This is a genomic window from Nostoc sp. LEGE 12447, from assembly GCF_015206985.1.
Lineage (GTDB): Bacteria > Cyanobacteriota > Cyanobacteriia > Cyanobacteriales > Nostocaceae > Nostoc.
In genome coordinates, this window is sequence record NZ_JADEXT010000041.1 from 1 (window position 1) to 15,028 (window position 15,028).

10 protein-coding genes and 3 pseudogenes are annotated in these 15,028 nt (G+C 40.4%); 4 read left to right on the forward strand and 9 right to left on the reverse strand.

Going from position 1 to position 15,028, the window contains the following annotated elements; translation table 11 throughout:
* The first annotated feature begins 636 nt into the window (after positions 1 to 636).
* Entirely contained in the window at positions 637 to 843 is a 207-nt protein-coding gene (locus tag IQ274_RS28640) for a hypothetical protein (protein WP_194144231.1), read from the forward strand.
* Between the two features lie 87 nt (positions 844 to 930).
* Positions 931 to 1,608, forward strand: coding sequence for a class I SAM-dependent methyltransferase (locus IQ274_RS28645; protein WP_194144232.1), 678 nt, complete (start codon positions 931 to 933; stop codon positions 1,606 to 1,608).
* Between the two features lie 101 nt (positions 1,609 to 1,709).
* On the opposite strand, the gene IQ274_RS28650 is transcribed toward IQ274_RS28645, so the two are convergent.
* Positions 1,710 to 2,606, reverse strand: coding sequence for a hypothetical protein (locus IQ274_RS28650; RefSeq protein ID WP_194144233.1), 897 nt, complete (start codon positions 2,604 to 2,606; stop codon positions 1,710 to 1,712).
* Between the two features lie 329 nt (positions 2,607 to 2,935).
* Here IQ274_RS28650 and IQ274_RS28655 point away from each other — a divergent pair, with 329 nt between their 5' ends.
* On the forward strand, positions 2,936 to 3,205 hold the full coding sequence (locus IQ274_RS28655) for a hypothetical protein (RefSeq protein ID WP_194144234.1): 270 nt from the start codon (positions 2,936 to 2,938) through the stop codon (positions 3,203 to 3,205).
* A 212-nt stretch (positions 3,206 to 3,417) separates the two neighbouring features.
* Here IQ274_RS28655 and IQ274_RS28660 read toward each other — a convergent pair whose 3' ends face one another.
* The 3 genes and pseudogenes from IQ274_RS28660 to IQ274_RS28670 all read right to left on the reverse strand — a co-directional run.
* Positions 3,418 to 3,645, reverse strand: a complete 228-nt coding sequence (locus tag IQ274_RS28660; RefSeq protein WP_416209854.1) for an HU family DNA-binding protein — start codon at positions 3,643 to 3,645, stop codon at positions 3,418 to 3,420.
* Positions 3,646 to 4,033: 388 nt separating this feature from the next.
* Positions 4,034 to 4,824 (reverse strand): annotated as a pseudogene (locus IQ274_RS28665) (IS5 family transposase).
* Positions 4,825 to 5,181: 357 nt separating this feature from the next.
* Positions 5,182 to 5,712, reverse strand: a pseudogene (locus tag IQ274_RS28670) (transposase); the annotation flags it as partial.
* A gap of 139 nt (positions 5,713 to 5,851) precedes the next feature.
* Between IQ274_RS28670 and IQ274_RS28675 the strand changes: the two are divergent.
* Entirely contained in the window at positions 5,852 to 7,159 is a 1,308-nt protein-coding gene (locus tag IQ274_RS28675; RefSeq protein ID WP_194144235.1) for an NF041680 family putative transposase, read from the forward strand.
* Between the two features lie 86 nt (positions 7,160 to 7,245).
* Here IQ274_RS28675 and IQ274_RS38115 read toward each other — a convergent pair.
* The 5 genes and pseudogenes from IQ274_RS38115 to glsA all read right to left on the reverse strand — a co-directional run.
* Positions 7,246 to 8,182, reverse strand: a pseudogene (locus IQ274_RS38115) (IS1380 family transposase); the annotation flags it as partial.
* Positions 8,179 to 8,628, reverse strand: a complete 450-nt coding sequence (locus IQ274_RS28685; RefSeq protein ID WP_194144236.1) for a hypothetical protein — start codon at positions 8,626 to 8,628, stop codon at positions 8,179 to 8,181. The pseudogene IQ274_RS38115 and the gene IQ274_RS28685, both read right to left, overlap by 4 nt.
* 274 nt (positions 8,629 to 8,902) lie before the next feature.
* Positions 8,903 to 11,299, reverse strand: coding sequence for a glycosyl hydrolase family 18 protein (locus tag IQ274_RS28690; RefSeq protein WP_194144237.1), 2,397 nt, complete (start codon positions 11,297 to 11,299; stop codon positions 8,903 to 8,905).
* Positions 11,300 to 11,748: 449 nt separating this feature from the next.
* Entirely contained in the window at positions 11,749 to 13,377 is a 1,629-nt protein-coding gene (locus tag IQ274_RS28695) for a hypothetical protein (protein ID WP_194144238.1), read from the reverse strand.
* A 280-nt stretch (positions 13,378 to 13,657) separates the two neighbouring features.
* A complete protein-coding gene (glsA, locus tag IQ274_RS28700) occupies positions 13,658 to 14,725 on the reverse strand; it encodes a glutaminase A (protein ID WP_194144239.1) in 1,068 nt (355 codons plus the stop codon).
* Positions 14,726 to 15,028 lie beyond the last annotated feature (303 nt).

The following is a 15,028-nucleotide window of genomic DNA, read 5'->3' on the forward strand; positions in this document are numbered from 1 at the left end:
CGACCCTTGTGAAATAGCCTTGCCAACCGACTGCTTGGGCTTTTAAACTCTTGCATTGACTTTGAGCGCACTACATAGTTCTTGCATGAGAAGCTACCACCCTTAAGCTCTCAAAGTCAACACCCTAGTTTCAACCGCTTTGGTTGTTCAGTATTTGTGGGAGTATTAAGTGCATTTGCTATCCCGGGACGAGTAGCAATCATGCTAAAAGGTATAGGCAGGAAAAAACTAAGTAACGTTAGGGTTTTAAATAGGATGGGTAATTTCATGGTGATCTTGTTGAAACTGTAAGGAGTCAAGTTAATAAACCTTGTTTTCTAATGTCACTAGCAAATCTTTTCTTTGTTCCCTACTATTAATTCAATGAGTCTACTTTCTATTCCAGAAAAATTGACAGTTTTCTATTGTTAGTTAACAGATTATTTTTCCTTTAGCGATTAACTTGAGTTCAATGAGTTGAAAAGATGCTTTGAAAAGCTGAGACTCCAATAAAAAGAAAATTCAAGAGTGGTTTTGTAACACGAAAGCTCCCAAACGAATCTCCGCGCCCGATTTCCCACCAACACGCCACCCAATCACTCCAATATCTTACGTCAGCACAACTTTCGGCAATAAGAGAGAGAATCGATTGGGGAGATGATGGACTATGCCCTGCTTGAGCAATGTCTACGACGGGCTGTCTGGTGTCGCTTTATTTATCCCCAGGTTTACAGGTTTACTCTCATCAGCACACCATCGCCAGCAACCATGTTCTGTTGGCTGCCATCACTAAAAATAATTGGTAGCCCTCTGTTGCCATCAGTTACAACTGTGGTCGCTCTTGGGCAGAACTGCGATTCCTGAAAATAGTGAAAATCTTCCTACATCTGGCTACATTATCGCTTATCTTTTTAAAGGAGAAGATTGTTCGTACTATTTGAGCAGCGTTGTATGGACAAGAATGAAAAACGAATCCTTGATTCATGGCAGATGAATGCTTCGTTATGGGCACAAGCAATTCGTCAGCAGCAAATCTATTCTCGTGCGATCGCCACTGATGCCGCTATGCTCAAAGCAGTAAGCCAACTTAATCCACGAACATTCTTAGACATTGGATGCGGTGAGGGATGGTTGTCTCGACAGCTTTTTTCTTTAGGAATTGATGGATGGGGTGTTGATTTTTGTGCCGCTCTCATTGACGCAGCAAGGGATAGTGGTGATTCTCGCTTTGTTGTCTGTTCCTACTCGGATCTTGCATCACAAAGATTTAGCACAATTAGCTATTTCTCTTGCTTTATCTGCAACTTTTCAATTATAGGCGAATGCGCTCTTGATGAGATCGCCAAGGCAGGCCATAGCCTGTTAGAGTCCAAAGGCAAAATAATCATTCAAACCCTTCATCCGATAATTGCTTGCGGTGACTCTAAGTACTCCAATGGATGGCGCGAAACTTCATGGCAAACAGTTTCAAATAAGCCATTTCACCCTACTCCTTGGTATTTCAGAACGCTCGAATCATGGATCAACGAGTTTCATGCTTTAAATTACCGATTGTTAAATTTATATGAGCCATGCGATCCCAAAACGAACAAACCGATTTCAATTATTTTTGTCTTTGAGCGCGAATAAAGTATTAAATTTACTTCTAACAAGACTGCTCCAGCTTTCGTCTAGAGCAGTTTTATATTGCGTAAAGAAGCAAATCTTCAACTATATCCTTAGCAAAGAGGTCAACGATATTCTATATAAGCGGCATATTGATTTGATACACCTGCAAGTTTTGTAATACTTAACAGTCCTTGTTTGGGCTGCCCAAAATGATCCTTAAAAGTCCAAGTACTCCAAATACCCATGTCGTTGTGCTTGGTGTCGCCTCGCTGCCATCCAAACTTTTCAATTTGAGCTGCATAATCAGCATTCACTAATTGAGGTTCAAGTTCTGTATATAATACACCATAAGAATAAGCAGACTGCTCCGAGCCAGCAGTGAAGTTTGCTTTAATTCCAACCCTGGATGGAGTATTTAAGGGTGGTAGTTGTATTTTCGGACTGGATTGGCTCAATGAACACTGGAAGTCGGATGAACTTTTAGATGGGGAAACTTCTAAATTCAGATGCACTTGAGGACTTATTTCAGTGGTAGAGACAAACAAATAGGAGGCTTGAATATTTAGCTTGGCTTTGTGCGATAAAGAGCAAAATGTACTGTCCTGATTTGTACTACTGTTATCGACAGTAGAGCTTGAATTTATAAACCCTATCTGTTGGGTTGATAATTCGAGATGTTTTTGTTTTTGCCATCCGGTCTGGAGTAGTTTTTGCTCATAGAAGGCTTGTACTTGTTCTGGCGACTGTACCACATCAAGAATAATTTGAAAGTTGTTTGAGGATTTAACGATGCTACCAACAACTTCTGCCTTCTCAGGTAGCGGCAGATGTACAGGCAATTGAGGAGGGAGTTGTCCTGGTATTAGCTGCTCGGCTGCAAACACACCAAGCCAACGTTGTAACAGCTTTTGCAATGCAGTTGATTCGAGTTTACAAGTCGGTACTGCTGCAAGCGTTGTTAATGCTAAAACGATCGCACTAACCAAAGTCAAAAAAGGCGAAAATCTTACCCAGTACATGACCAGCCTCTCTATACAAATAATAACCTCTAAAAATTTATCAAAGTAATGGCAGCCGCAAAAATATCCAAAAGAGCAATTTTGATGAGCGCAAAACTTTTCGGTCTACTGACTTTAATTCCTTTTTGGTAAGGATTCAGGTGGTAGAGTATTGACAAAGGGAACACTTAAGGGAAAGTATCACAGATGTGAACCAGAACTTGGCCTACTGTATTAGTCCGAGAAAGCTTGAACCTGTTATCAAAAGAAGAACTGGTGAAAGGATTCAGGGGCTTGCGTTGAGGTTGGCGTAAATGGTAAGAAAATCTACTAAAATCATAAAGAATAGAGTGGTACATTATCAGGATGAAATAGCGCATGGTGGGCAACCAACGGCATTTGCTGTCTCTGTTTTGGACGTTAAGCAGCCAGCCGTTTGGGAGGATAATCCTGAGATTACTGAGCATTGGTGTTTAGCTCACTATTTACTGGATGGCCACCATAAAATATATGCCGCAGCACAGACCAACAAACCACTCAATTTAGTGTCATTCCTGGCAGTTGATGAAAGTTTGGCATCTGAAGAGGAAATCAAGTCGGCTCTGACTTATCTTACTTGATAAGAGTACATGTGCTGGTAATCCTACTGTCCTACTGTTCTTATTAATGCTTGCAGAGCGAATGCTGTTGCTACCCTTTGCTTTGCACCAAGGCATGATGTTTCGATTACTGAGGGTTGCCGATAACCCTCTCAACTGTCCCCTTCAGAGCCTTTGAGCCTGTCTTTAGAATTTGTTTGAGCTAGAAGCAGGACGTTAATTGCAACAAAGCCCTATTGCGCTACTTTCTCCCGAAACTGCTTCCCAGCAGAAAACGCAGGAACTCTAGTAGCTGGAATAGTCATTGGTTCATTCGTTTTGGGATTTCGCCCTTCGCGTTCTGAGCGTTCGCGTCGCTCTAATGACCCAAACCCAATCAGCGTTACCTTTTCACCATTAGCTACAGTCTCGGTAACGACTGACCAATCAATTCGCAATTCGCTTTTTCGCCCATTCGCAATTGTAATCCATATAAATAATTCCCAATTAGAGCCTGTATAGAAACAACTTTTACAAGTTACTACTATCTTAAACCTTGCTAAATCAAGTATTTTTAGAAAAAGAAGGAGGGTTATTTCTTGACAAGTTCTTAGTAATCCATAATTTCTAATTGTTTTTAATTGCGAATTGCGAATTGTTATGGCTGCTACAGCATCCACTAATTCGCCTTTGTTCATAAATCACCCTGAAGTATTGCACAAAATCTAGCATTACTATCCCTAATCAGGAAAGGGGGAAAATGAATAACAATCAAGCATTAGATGAAAATTAATAATGCACGGCTACTGCTGTGGCGACTTTGAATTAAGGGGTAAAGCCAGTTGAATTTTAGAGACTGTTTCTAAAGGATTATGAAGATGCTGATTCTGACTGCGCTAGTCGTCGCAGCATCAAGCGAATCATTACCGTATAGATCATTGCTTCACTAACTTCGGGAAGTAGTTCATAATCTTTACTTAGGCGACGATAGTGATTCCACCACCCGAAAGTTCGTTCTACAATCCAACGCTTCGGTAACACCACAAATCCTGGTTCGGTGCGACGCACTACTTCTACTTTAGCCTCACACAATTGCTGAATCACTCGTGCAAGGTTCTCCCCACTGTAGCCTTGATCTACCCTTCAGCAGTACAATATTCTCTGTGGCATCTGCCGCTTCCATCACTACAGCTGTAGCTCCCAAACGTTCAGGAAAATTGGCTTCCGTTACGACGACTGCCAATAGTAGTCCTAATGTATCCACAAAAATATGACGTTTGCGTCCTTTTACTTGCTTGCCTCCGTCATAGCCATAAACCTCCCCCTTTTTTCCGTCGTTTTTACCGACTGACTATCGATCATGCCTGCTGTGGGGTTATCTGCTTTATCGACGCTGTTGCAAACTTCTTGTCTAAGATGGGTATTAAGCTCTCAAGGCGTTGCCAATGACGAAAATACTTGTAGACTGTTTGCCAGGGTGGAAAGTCGTGCGGTAAAGAACGCCACCTACATCCTTCAGATAACACATAGAAAATCCCATTCAGCAATTCCCGCATATCCACCTCACGGGGCCGACCAATTGGACTCGTTGCCGGTAGGAGCGGTGCAATCTTCTCCCACTCTGAATCAGTCAGGTCACTGGGATAAGGTTTCTGAGACATGATTGGCGCTTAGATTTAAACTCCTTGTCTATTTTGGAATTGATTTACTCCTCCAAAGTGTTAGCTTTACTTTTCTTTAGAAACAGCCTCTTAGTCGCAAATTTCTCACAAACAATAAAAAATAAATTCACATCGCTTGATGTAAGATATTTTTTGATACATCATCAATTGAAATTTATGATGGTAAACAAACTAAGTACAAAATAGCAAGTTTCAAGCTAAAACAGCTACTAAAGTTTTTACTTATACTAGGATTGAAACACTCTGTTCATAAAATTAAGCATCCAAAACAAGGCTTGAATCAAACCAAGCCAGAAATATTATTAGAGAGAAGGTAAAATGCTGCTTGACTCCCAATTAAGCAGTATTTGGGAGCATTTTTAAGCATCTGTAAGCAGCAGCAAAGATATGTTTTACAGGACTTGAGCTAGTAATCGCAATTAAAATTCGCCGTGAGCTTATAGTAATTAAGGCTCCTAACTTCAATAATTTTGTCCGAATAGTCCCAACTTGAGAATTTTTTAATTCGGTTTTGGCTAAACATTGTGATCTCAATGCATTCATCAAAACGTAAGCAAGAGAAGAGAACCATAAACGTAGTTGATTTCCTGCAAATCTATGAGTACTAGTTCTATCACTAAAAAGTTCTATTTGTTGTTCTTTAAAACGATTTTCTATTTCCCCTCGCTTACAATATTTCTGTCTATATAGTTGACCAGGGGGTACTTTATTGGTAGGAAGACTTGTAACAACAAAACGAATATTATTTCCCTTTATTCCATATTCGACCTTACAAACAACACGACGACTACGACTCCAAGATTCACGAGTCTAATAGTCTAACAACTTATGCCAAATTGAGTTATCAATCAGGTCACAAGCAAGTTCAGAAATTTGATCCATGAGGTTTAAATACTGGAGTTTAGACTAAATAGTCGAAATCAAAGAAAAAAGAGGAGGTCTGATTGAACACAGACCCCCTTTTGACAGAAGGTGAGAGAAGAACCACCTACTCTCACCTGCCAATATGAAATTTGACAAACTTCAAGAATTTCGTCAAGCGGCTTACAAGCATCTGGGCAAAGCCCACGATGCAACTTTTGAACTAACTGATGCTATATTAACGACCCGTAATGCTTATAGCTTGGCAGATTTATCCCTATCTCCATTTTTTCGACGCAAGTGGTCTAGCATTTATGAGGCGCTACAGGATAGCAGACCAAAGCGACAAAAGTTGATGCAGTTATACATCAAACAAATACCAGTGCAGGAACGTCCCTTATTAGCAGGCGACCATACTGCTTGGCCTCGTCCCGATGCAGTAACCCTCCAAGAAAGAACAATTGAACATACCAGCGTGAGAGTGCCTGGAAATAAACCAATTACGATTGGTGAGGGGTATAGTACCATTGCTTGGATACCAGATGATTCTGGTAGTTGGGCATTACCCTTAAGGCATGAGCGAATTACTAGTTGGGAAAACCCTATAGACAAGGCAACCTGGCAGTTAAAACAAGTGTGCGAGTATTTGCCTACCAGACCGATTTCAGTTTGGGATAGTGAGTATGGTTGTGCGCCTTTTGTATCAAAAACTGCTGACATTGCAGCAGATATTCTTGTACGTTTGCGTTCAAATCTTTGTTTATGGGGGGCACCTCCAGCATACTCCGGTAAGGGGCGTCCCAGGAAGCATGGTATCAAATTTAAACTCAATGAACCCGATTCATGGGGTGAAGCAACTCAAATCTTAGAGATAAACGCTTCAAAACTGGGATTGTTAAGGGTGAAGTTATGGGAAAATTTACACTTCCGTAAAACTGCAACACGTCCGATGTCATTGATACGAGTTGAACGTCTTGATGCTCAAGGTAATTTAAGAGTCTCGAAACCCTTATGGTTAGCTTGGGTAGGAGAAGAAATGCCTCCATTATCTGAAGTTTGGCAGCTTTATCTGCGTCGCTTTACCGTTGACCACTGGTATCGTTTTTTAAAACAACGCCTGCACTGGACTCTTCCTAAACTAAGTACTCCCAAACAGTGTGAGCGATGGAGCGACTTAATGCCGATGATTACTTGGGAATTGTGGTTGGCTCGTGATATCGTTGCTGACAACCCCCTGCCTTGGCAGAAGTCGATAGACAAACTAACTCCTGGTCGGGTTGCCCAGGCTATGGGGATCATTTTAGAGAGTATTGGTACTCCTGCCCGTTCGCCCAAACCCCGTGGAAAGTCTCCAGGCTGGAAACCTGGGCAACTACGGCAACGTAGAATTCGCTATCCCATAGTCAAAAAAAGTACGCCGAGACCACGCAAACAGAAAGATAAATCGGCTTAGTACCAAAGATTTTTCTGATTGAAGCTTATGTTTTGTCAACTCAGTGCTGCTGGGTCGTTTCCTAATGCTTAGTCTAAACTCCAGTTAAATAGAGTTTCTAAGAATGAAGTTACTGTTGATAACTTCTGCTCAAAGTCAAGCGAGGCTCTATTTTGAGTCGCCGTAGCCATTTGAATTAAACGGCTGTTTCGCGCCAATCCAAAAACGTAGTCAACTCCAGTCTGCGACTCACACCATGTCATAATATCGTCTCTGGAATAGGCACTATCTCCTCGGGCTAAAATCTCAACATTCTGCCAATGTTGACGTATTTTTTTAATGACTCTTTGCAACTCTTCTAACGCCCCAAATGCTGGATCTACATTAGAAGGACGAAGTTTGGCTGCTAATAAGTGTTTCCCACAAAAAATATAAAGTGGAGCATAGCAATATCCCCCATAATAGGTATTGAAGAAAACTTGCTCCTGATTGCCATGTACTAAATCATCAGTTACATCTAAGTCAAAAATAATTTTTCGTGGTTCTTTTGAGTAGGATTTTAAAAATATATTTACAAATAGGCTTTCGATTTCTGCTGAAGAATGCCCAATTTTATGATAACGACTGTGAGATCCTTGTCCTACATCTTCAGGGCAATGTTCCAGCCTATTTAATGTACAAATAAGCTGCTAATATTGCAGGCTTATCTTGTACTCCAATCCTTTTTCCTAATGATAGAGCAAACATCGGATCATGATGTAATTTTTCATGGTCATTTAAGTCTTCGTATCCCATGACCAACCCGTAGATTCGTTGTTTAATTAAGTTTTCTATTGAATGGTCAATTCGATAAGGCTTTCGGTAATCTTGGAAACATAGTGCAAACTGTGATGTGATTTGCAGTTTTCTATCTATTTCAGCAATTAAGCTTAAACCTGCATCAGATGTTACTTGTCTACCCTGGAAATTAACTACGACTAGAACTAACTTTGGCTGTTCAAATCTGAACTGTTTTGGTATACGATCTGTCGAAGCTGGGGTCATGCTCTATAACTGCAATCATTACCTATATAATTGAGGTAGTCACTACCATCACTGAAGACATGGTATTTCTGTTGACCAGAAAATCCAGCATTATCGTAGAAGTATACTTGCATATTGTGACCTGTCCGCACTCTTGTTTTTGCGGAACTCAGACTATCGTTATGAATCCCCAAACGGCTAACATCAAACCGATAAGTGCGTCCAAACTCAAAAAATTCTCGCTGCACCTTCCGTCCCTTGAAGTCAGCTCCTTCATAGAGGTCTATCACGCCAATAGCCCCAGAACGGTTAGCATCCGAGTTATCCTCTTGGGAGCCATCCTCTTCAAAAGTCTCAATGATTTCGAGAGTGCTAGAACCATCAACGCCTACTTTAGTATCTGCGGAAATAGTTACTGGGGTTTCAGGTTGTTGTTCGTTAGATGCTGATTGAAATGAATTAGTCATGGTTAAAATCTCCTGTGATTGTGAGTAAAAGTTAGTAAATTGCTCGGTTACATTTGGTGGTAAAGTGCGTGAAATGATTCCTCAAACACAGTTCGAAGCTAATTGATAAATCATTAATTACCTTGTGGTATATCTATTTAAGCTCGACGAATTGAGCGGTTCCAAGCAGATTAAGCGAGTTGTATCTTTGCAATTGTGCTTGACCAGGAGCAGCACGAACTAAACGCTTACTGAGACAAGCTTTAGTGAAGTCTGTAGCGATTTTCTAGGAACCCTAACCCTGGTTGCCCATCTTCTCACTCAACACCCTCACAACATCCCCTGCGTTAGTGTTTCCGAATGTCGGGAGTTCAAAAAAGTCAACAGCAACAAAATTTGGAAACTGATTTGGACGCTTGGGGTCTGGCTTATTTGGATCTTCGTTAAAGCATCGATTATTTATTCGATCCATAATTTTGTCGTAGGTATTGTCAATAGCTGCGGTAATAGCTGTAGGAGCATTCCTAAAATGGTTGAAAACGAACAGTTTGGGATAATCTTTAGCATCTTGATAGTTACCTTTATTCCATCTGCAAGGACAATCCCACTTCTCAGCGAGATCGCCAAGGCTCCAACAATTTTCTTTGATATAATCCTGATCGTAAGCTACAAATTTGCTGTTATTTTCACTTCTGTTGCCGAAAATAACTAAGCGCTTGTTCCAGGCGATCATGTCAGATAACAAAGGCCATTGTTTCTTTTCTTTTACCTTCCATCCTGATTCATTATCAGCATGATCGTTAGGGTTATATATTAATTCTTTAACCTCTATATCTGCCCTTAAAATTTGTGATTCTATCAGCTTGGGATCTTTTTCATAACTGTAATCTTCTAGGAAAATAGTTACTACTTCTTCCCGATGCTCTTTTAGAAATTTCCCTACATCATTTAAGGCTTGATATAATTGTCGTGAAGGTTGAGCATAACTAATACCTGCTATCCAGCCCCTCTTATTGACTTCATGCAATAAATATACTCCTGGCTCTGGAATCACCTTGAAGACATCGCCATCACCAGGTTCTACATAATAGGTATCTAACATTAAAGCTCTGACACCTCGCTCAAGTTGGTGGGTAAGACTTACAGATTGGTTGCATGCAGTCCAGCGAGCATCTTCATAATTAGTGAAAGCATTATGCGTACACAAGTAAGAACGCTCGTTATATCTTTTTCCGCCAATTGTCTGAGGTGGTTTTTCTACTAATATCGGCGGTTTTGGTTCGGGATTACCTGAATTTCTGTAGAGGGCTTTAATAATACTTTTCCCCTCTTCCCAAACATCGTTGGAAAGTTCCCAAATAATCACTCCTTGCGCTCCAATTTTCTTTAAAAGGTTTAATTTTTCAATGGCAGTACCAGGCGTTTCAAAGTAAATGTTATGAGCATAGGGGTAATTTCCAGAAGCAGAAATGAATGGAGGCCTGGGTGTACTTCCTGGCACTTTAATATTGGCCTTTGCATCTGTATGAGCATCAGGAAATTGACTTAGGATATCTCTATACCTGACTGACTTATAGCCTGGAGGAACCTGACCACTCAAGTCATCTGGTTCTTTTGGATAGGCAAAGTCATAACCATAAATTGGTACTCCTCCGGCAATTTTATTTCTAGGAATATTCTGTCCTGCACCTTGCCAATTCACAAAAAATTTATTTGTCCAGTACCAAACAGAGTCTTCCACTGAAAAAATTGGATTGTTTGAAATTGGATCTGATCCCTCCCCAGGTTGTCGTGGGCCTGGCCACTCTCCCTGCTGCTCTGCCATATAATCTTCCTGATTGCGAACCTTATAGGCGGCTGTTTGCGGCCCAACGGGAGAGTCATTCCAGGAACCAGTTAGGTCATAGCTCATAATGCCGACCCAATCTACATAATTGATCAGGGCTGAGTCGTAGTTATTGCCATACCAGGACGTAGCAAACACCGCAGCTGAAATGATTTTATTGGGCATGGCTTCTTTTAACCGTCTAGCAAATTCTGCTAAACCTCGTCCAGCCGGATGAGGCCCATCACTTTTTTGTCTGCCTCCCTGGTCGCCGCTATCACTACCATCTTTAGCCCACCAACATTCTAAATCTAGGTCTATCCCATCTAGATTGTTGGCTCTCACAAAAGTGATGACATTTTGTACAACTTGATCAAGCAACGGATCGGAGGGATTATTGCCTATCCTTTCCATGAAGTAGAGAAATCCATAATCTACTGCTCCGCCTATAGCAACTGAGATGCGAGTCCCGTTGCGATGTCCTGCGGATACAACCTCTGCAATGATCGCATTTACATCAGCCAATGCAGCTTGGTCAAACTCACCAATATTACTCTCACTAAACTGAAGAAAGGAAATAATGCCATGAGTGATATACCGATACATCTCATCATTGCCATAGTTAAAGCCTTCTGCTTTTCTCCAAGTAGGAATATAAGCAATGATTTTGGCTTGTCCATTTCCTGTGGAAGTGAGATCGTACATCTCATCATAAATTGCCCATCCAGGGTCTTGTCCAGGGGCAGCACCCGCCCAGTAACTGGCTTTGAAAATATTTCCCTCGTATTTGACCATCTCTCCTGCTTGGTAGCCAGTATCTTTAACCACCCATTCAGCAACGTTAGGATAATCTTGAGAAAGTCCCATTTTTAACTCCTTGTATTTTTTGAATTTGAGATTTTTGTTGATTCGGTAACTCTAAGTACTAAATTGCATAAATTCATAGCGGATTGAACGAAACAATTTAGCTACTTGCTGGGTTGAAAAATGCTATGATTTTAAGCAAACTTTTACTTAGCTTGCTGTTCATTGAATTGCTTGTACTCTTTTACAATAGAGAAATTTGAAGAGACACACATCGTCAAGACAGGAAATTAGTTTTCCAATTTTGGAAAGTCAATTTCCCAAGTTCAAAAACATTATTTAGTCACCCTTACAAGTAGGCAGTTGTGACCAAGAACCACCAGGAGCAACAGTCGGTGCAGAAGCAGTGAGAATCACCTCTCCATTAGCGCCGTACATCCATCCTTGAGCTTTAATCAGTGGTAGAGATTTAGGAGGATTGCAATAAAGCCCCTACAACTGCAAAAATGATTTTAATTAGGGAGCTTAAATGTACGAATGGAATTGTCAACATCTCCAGTGATATAGACCGTATCCTTTGCGATCGCAACTCCTGTGAAAATAAAAGGTTTTGGTCCACTGGGGAAGCCCTCAAAGCCGATTGGTAAATTCTTCTTCAAAATCACACTTCTACCAGTGTCAACATGAATAGCTTTAAGACTTTGTGTCCCAGTGTCAGCAACTACTGCAATTCTGTGAGGATGGTAAGCAACGCCCTCTGGAGAGGATAAATTTGAAGCAATCACTTGACGCTCTCCAGTTTTAAGGTTGATTCGCGAAAGTTTATTGCCCAGATACTCTGTAACTAAGACAGTAGAGTCATCTATTAGAGCCAGACCAGTTGGACAAGATAAACCACCTGCAACTATACGCCGATTGCTGCCAGATTTGTCGAGGATTTGAGTAATCTGATTTAAAGCACAATCAGCTACCAAAATACTGCCATCTGAAAGCTCAACGGCATCGTAGGGTGCAGCGAAGCCTGTGTAGGTGTTGAGTACATCTCCCGTGTTCCGGTCTAGTCGATGCACAGCATTAGCAAACCAACTACTGATAATCGCGTGAGCATCATTAACAGAAACAGCCGTGGGAAATGGAATACCAGCCGCATAGCCACCGAATGTCTTTTGTATGCGTCCGGTTCTTCTATCGAGAATTCGATAGGACGTGGCATCAGCAACATAGAGATTATCATTGTGGACAGCAATTCCCCCTGGCGCTGTCAGCCCCCCACTTTGAATAACTTTTCGGACAACGCGGGTTTGTGTATTGACTTCAGTGATTCCAGTATCTACATTGTTAGTCACATAGAGCAAATCGTTGAGGCCAAAAGCAATATTATCCAGTCCTGGTTGTAACTTAACAATTAACTCACTCTGACCTGTTGTCGTGTTTATCTTCAGGATTTCACCCCGTGCGATATCTACCGCAAACAGCTCACCTTTAGAATTAAATTTAACAGCAACTGGAGTTTTTAAGCCTGATGCAACCTTTTGTATTACACCAGTATCAACATTAATTTTTGCGATTTCCCCTGTAAACTGGAGGGGGCTGTACAACAATTTATCAGGGCCAAAGTCAAAAGCATTTAACCCTGGTTGATTGAGAATCAAACGTGGGGGAGTTAGTCCGTTTAAGTCAATTTCATAAAGTCCTTTTAACGCAGGATTTAAAGCTTGAGCAACAAAGACGCGACCGCTCTGCTCATTTTGTATAATCGGATTAACACCTGGTATACCTGAAACAATGGTCTTAAAATTCCCCGTCCTAGGGTTAAAGCTTCTAACTTCACCTTCGATTGTAGCCGTGTAGAAAATTTGGCCGTCTGGCTTAAAGAAGAAATCGTCAGCCTGACCCTCAGGACGATTGATGAAGGTTTCGTACTCTCCCGTTATCACATTAACTCGATACACGGTTTGCTCAATGATGCTTGTCACATACAGTTGTCCTGCTGCGTCAAAATTAAGGCCGTTAAAACCCTTGAAGGATGATGGCGGTACTAAGACTTCTGGAACTGCTTGTGCGAAACCGACATTGAGTAGGCAGCAACTGCTTGCTAGCAGAAGTCCCCATTGCCAAAACTTATTTTTCAAACCTTTCATAAGCGATTGCTTTGTAAAGTATAACCAGCATAGTGCTTAGGCATTGACATAACTTTGATTATGTGGAATAAGCCCTGACTGATATAATTAGAATACTTTTGCTCTTGCTATGAATGCGACGTTTTTTAAGGAAAACTACTTTCCAATTTTGGAAAATAAATTTTTAAAAATTAATTAACTAATTTATAAACCAAAATAAATTGGGGGTTTTGACCAAGAGCTATAAGGATTAACAGTAGATGCAAAGCTAGTAATAAGCATATCAACAAGACTGCTACATTTAAAATGCAAAATTACGAATAGGTTCTACAGCATTATACAAATGTAGTCCTAAGTCTCTAGTAAGCTGTTCACAAACTTTGATTGCACGTACACTATTGCCTTTGGCATCAAGCAGGGGTGAGAAAATACCAATTCCACACTTTCCAGGTATGGCCATAACTAGACCTCCACTGACCCCACTTTTGGCAGGAAGTCCAACCCGATAAGCCCATTCTCCTGCAAAATCGTACATTCCACAGCTATGCATCACGCTAAGTACATCTTGCACGTAATACTTGTTTAGTGCCTGTTCTCCTGTGATTGGATTGACTCCTTTATTTGCTAGAGTTGCTCCCATCATTGCCAAATCATGACAGCTAACTGAAATGGAACATTGCTGAAAATATAAATCTAAAGTTTCTTCAATATTGTCACTAATCATGCCAGAATTATGCATTAAGTAAGCAAGTGCTTTATTTTTACTCCCAGTTGCTTTTTCTGACAAAAATACAGACCAATCTACATTATGTTCCCGTCCGGTGTAGCGACTGAACATTTTCAGTATTTGTTCAAGTCTTTCACTAGCACCCTCAACCGTAAGTAAATTAGTAGTAGCGATCGCGCCTGCATTTACCATCGGATTATAAGGACGATTGTTTTTTTGATCTAGATCAATTGAGTTAAAAGCTTGTCCTGTTGGTTCTACGCCCACTTTATTTAACACAACTTCCCGTCCATAATTCTCCAATGCCATACCGTAAACAAACGGTTTGGAGATGGATTGGATAGTAAATGTCTGTTGGTAGTCTCCTATCTGATAAATTTGACCATCTGTAGTAACTATAGAAATACCAAACCACTCTGGGTTTGCTTTTTTGAGTTCTGGTATGTAGTCTGCAAGTAGACCCTCTTTTAAAGACTGATATTTTTGATGCAGATAAAACAAATAATTCTGAAATTGAGAGTTTGTAGACTTATTTATATTAGAGTCATCTAATAATTTCTCTAATTGAGTATGTCTATTGTTGACTTGGTTATGAGAAGGTTTACAGATTAGTAAAGAGCCAGATTTTTGTTGACCTTTCATTTTGGAATTACCTATAAATTTAGATTGTATTTTAACCGCCGCCCAAGATATCAAAGTATCTAGTAAAAATTGATATACTTAAAACTATTTCCTAATTTTTGAATATTTTAAATAAACAAATTTGGAAGTAATTTTATTGAAAAATAGAAATTTCAGGTTAAAAATTGTATTTCTATTCTTGTAACAAGATTGCAAATAGATAAATTAAATGCAAAATCGGTTTACTAGGTATGCTTTTCTCGGACTCTTTATAGAATAGATGAAATCAATTCCGCACACATCGTCAAGACAGGAAATTGTTTT

Excerpts from the sequence above, each read along its gene's own strand:
- IQ274_RS28690 (WP_194144237.1), bottom strand. The coding sequence starts at position 11,299 with ATGGGACTTTCTCAAGATTATCCTAACGTTGCTGAATGGGTGGTTAAA.
- IQ274_RS28695 (WP_194144238.1), bottom strand. The coding sequence starts at position 13,377 with ATGAAAGGTTTGAAAAATAAGTTTTGGCAATGGGGACTTCTGCTAGCA.
- IQ274_RS28645 (WP_194144232.1), top strand. The coding sequence starts at position 931 with ATGGACAAGAATGAAAAACGAATCCTTGATTCATGGCAGATGAATGCT.
- glsA (WP_194144239.1), bottom strand. The coding sequence starts at position 14,725 with ATGAAAGGTCAACAAAAATCTGGCTCTTTACTAATCTGTAAACCTTCT.
- IQ274_RS28675 (WP_194144235.1), top strand. The coding sequence starts at position 5,852 with ATGAAATTTGACAAACTTCAAGAATTTCGTCAAGCGGCTTACAAGCAT.
- IQ274_RS28685 (WP_194144236.1), bottom strand. The coding sequence starts at position 8,628 with ATGACTAATTCATTTCAATCAGCATCTAACGAACAACAACCTGAAACC.
- IQ274_RS28650 (WP_194144233.1), bottom strand. The coding sequence starts at position 2,606 with ATGTACTGGGTAAGATTTTCGCCTTTTTTGACTTTGGTTAGTGCGATC.
- IQ274_RS28640 (WP_194144231.1), top strand. The coding sequence starts at position 637 with ATGATGGACTATGCCCTGCTTGAGCAATGTCTACGACGGGCTGTCTGG.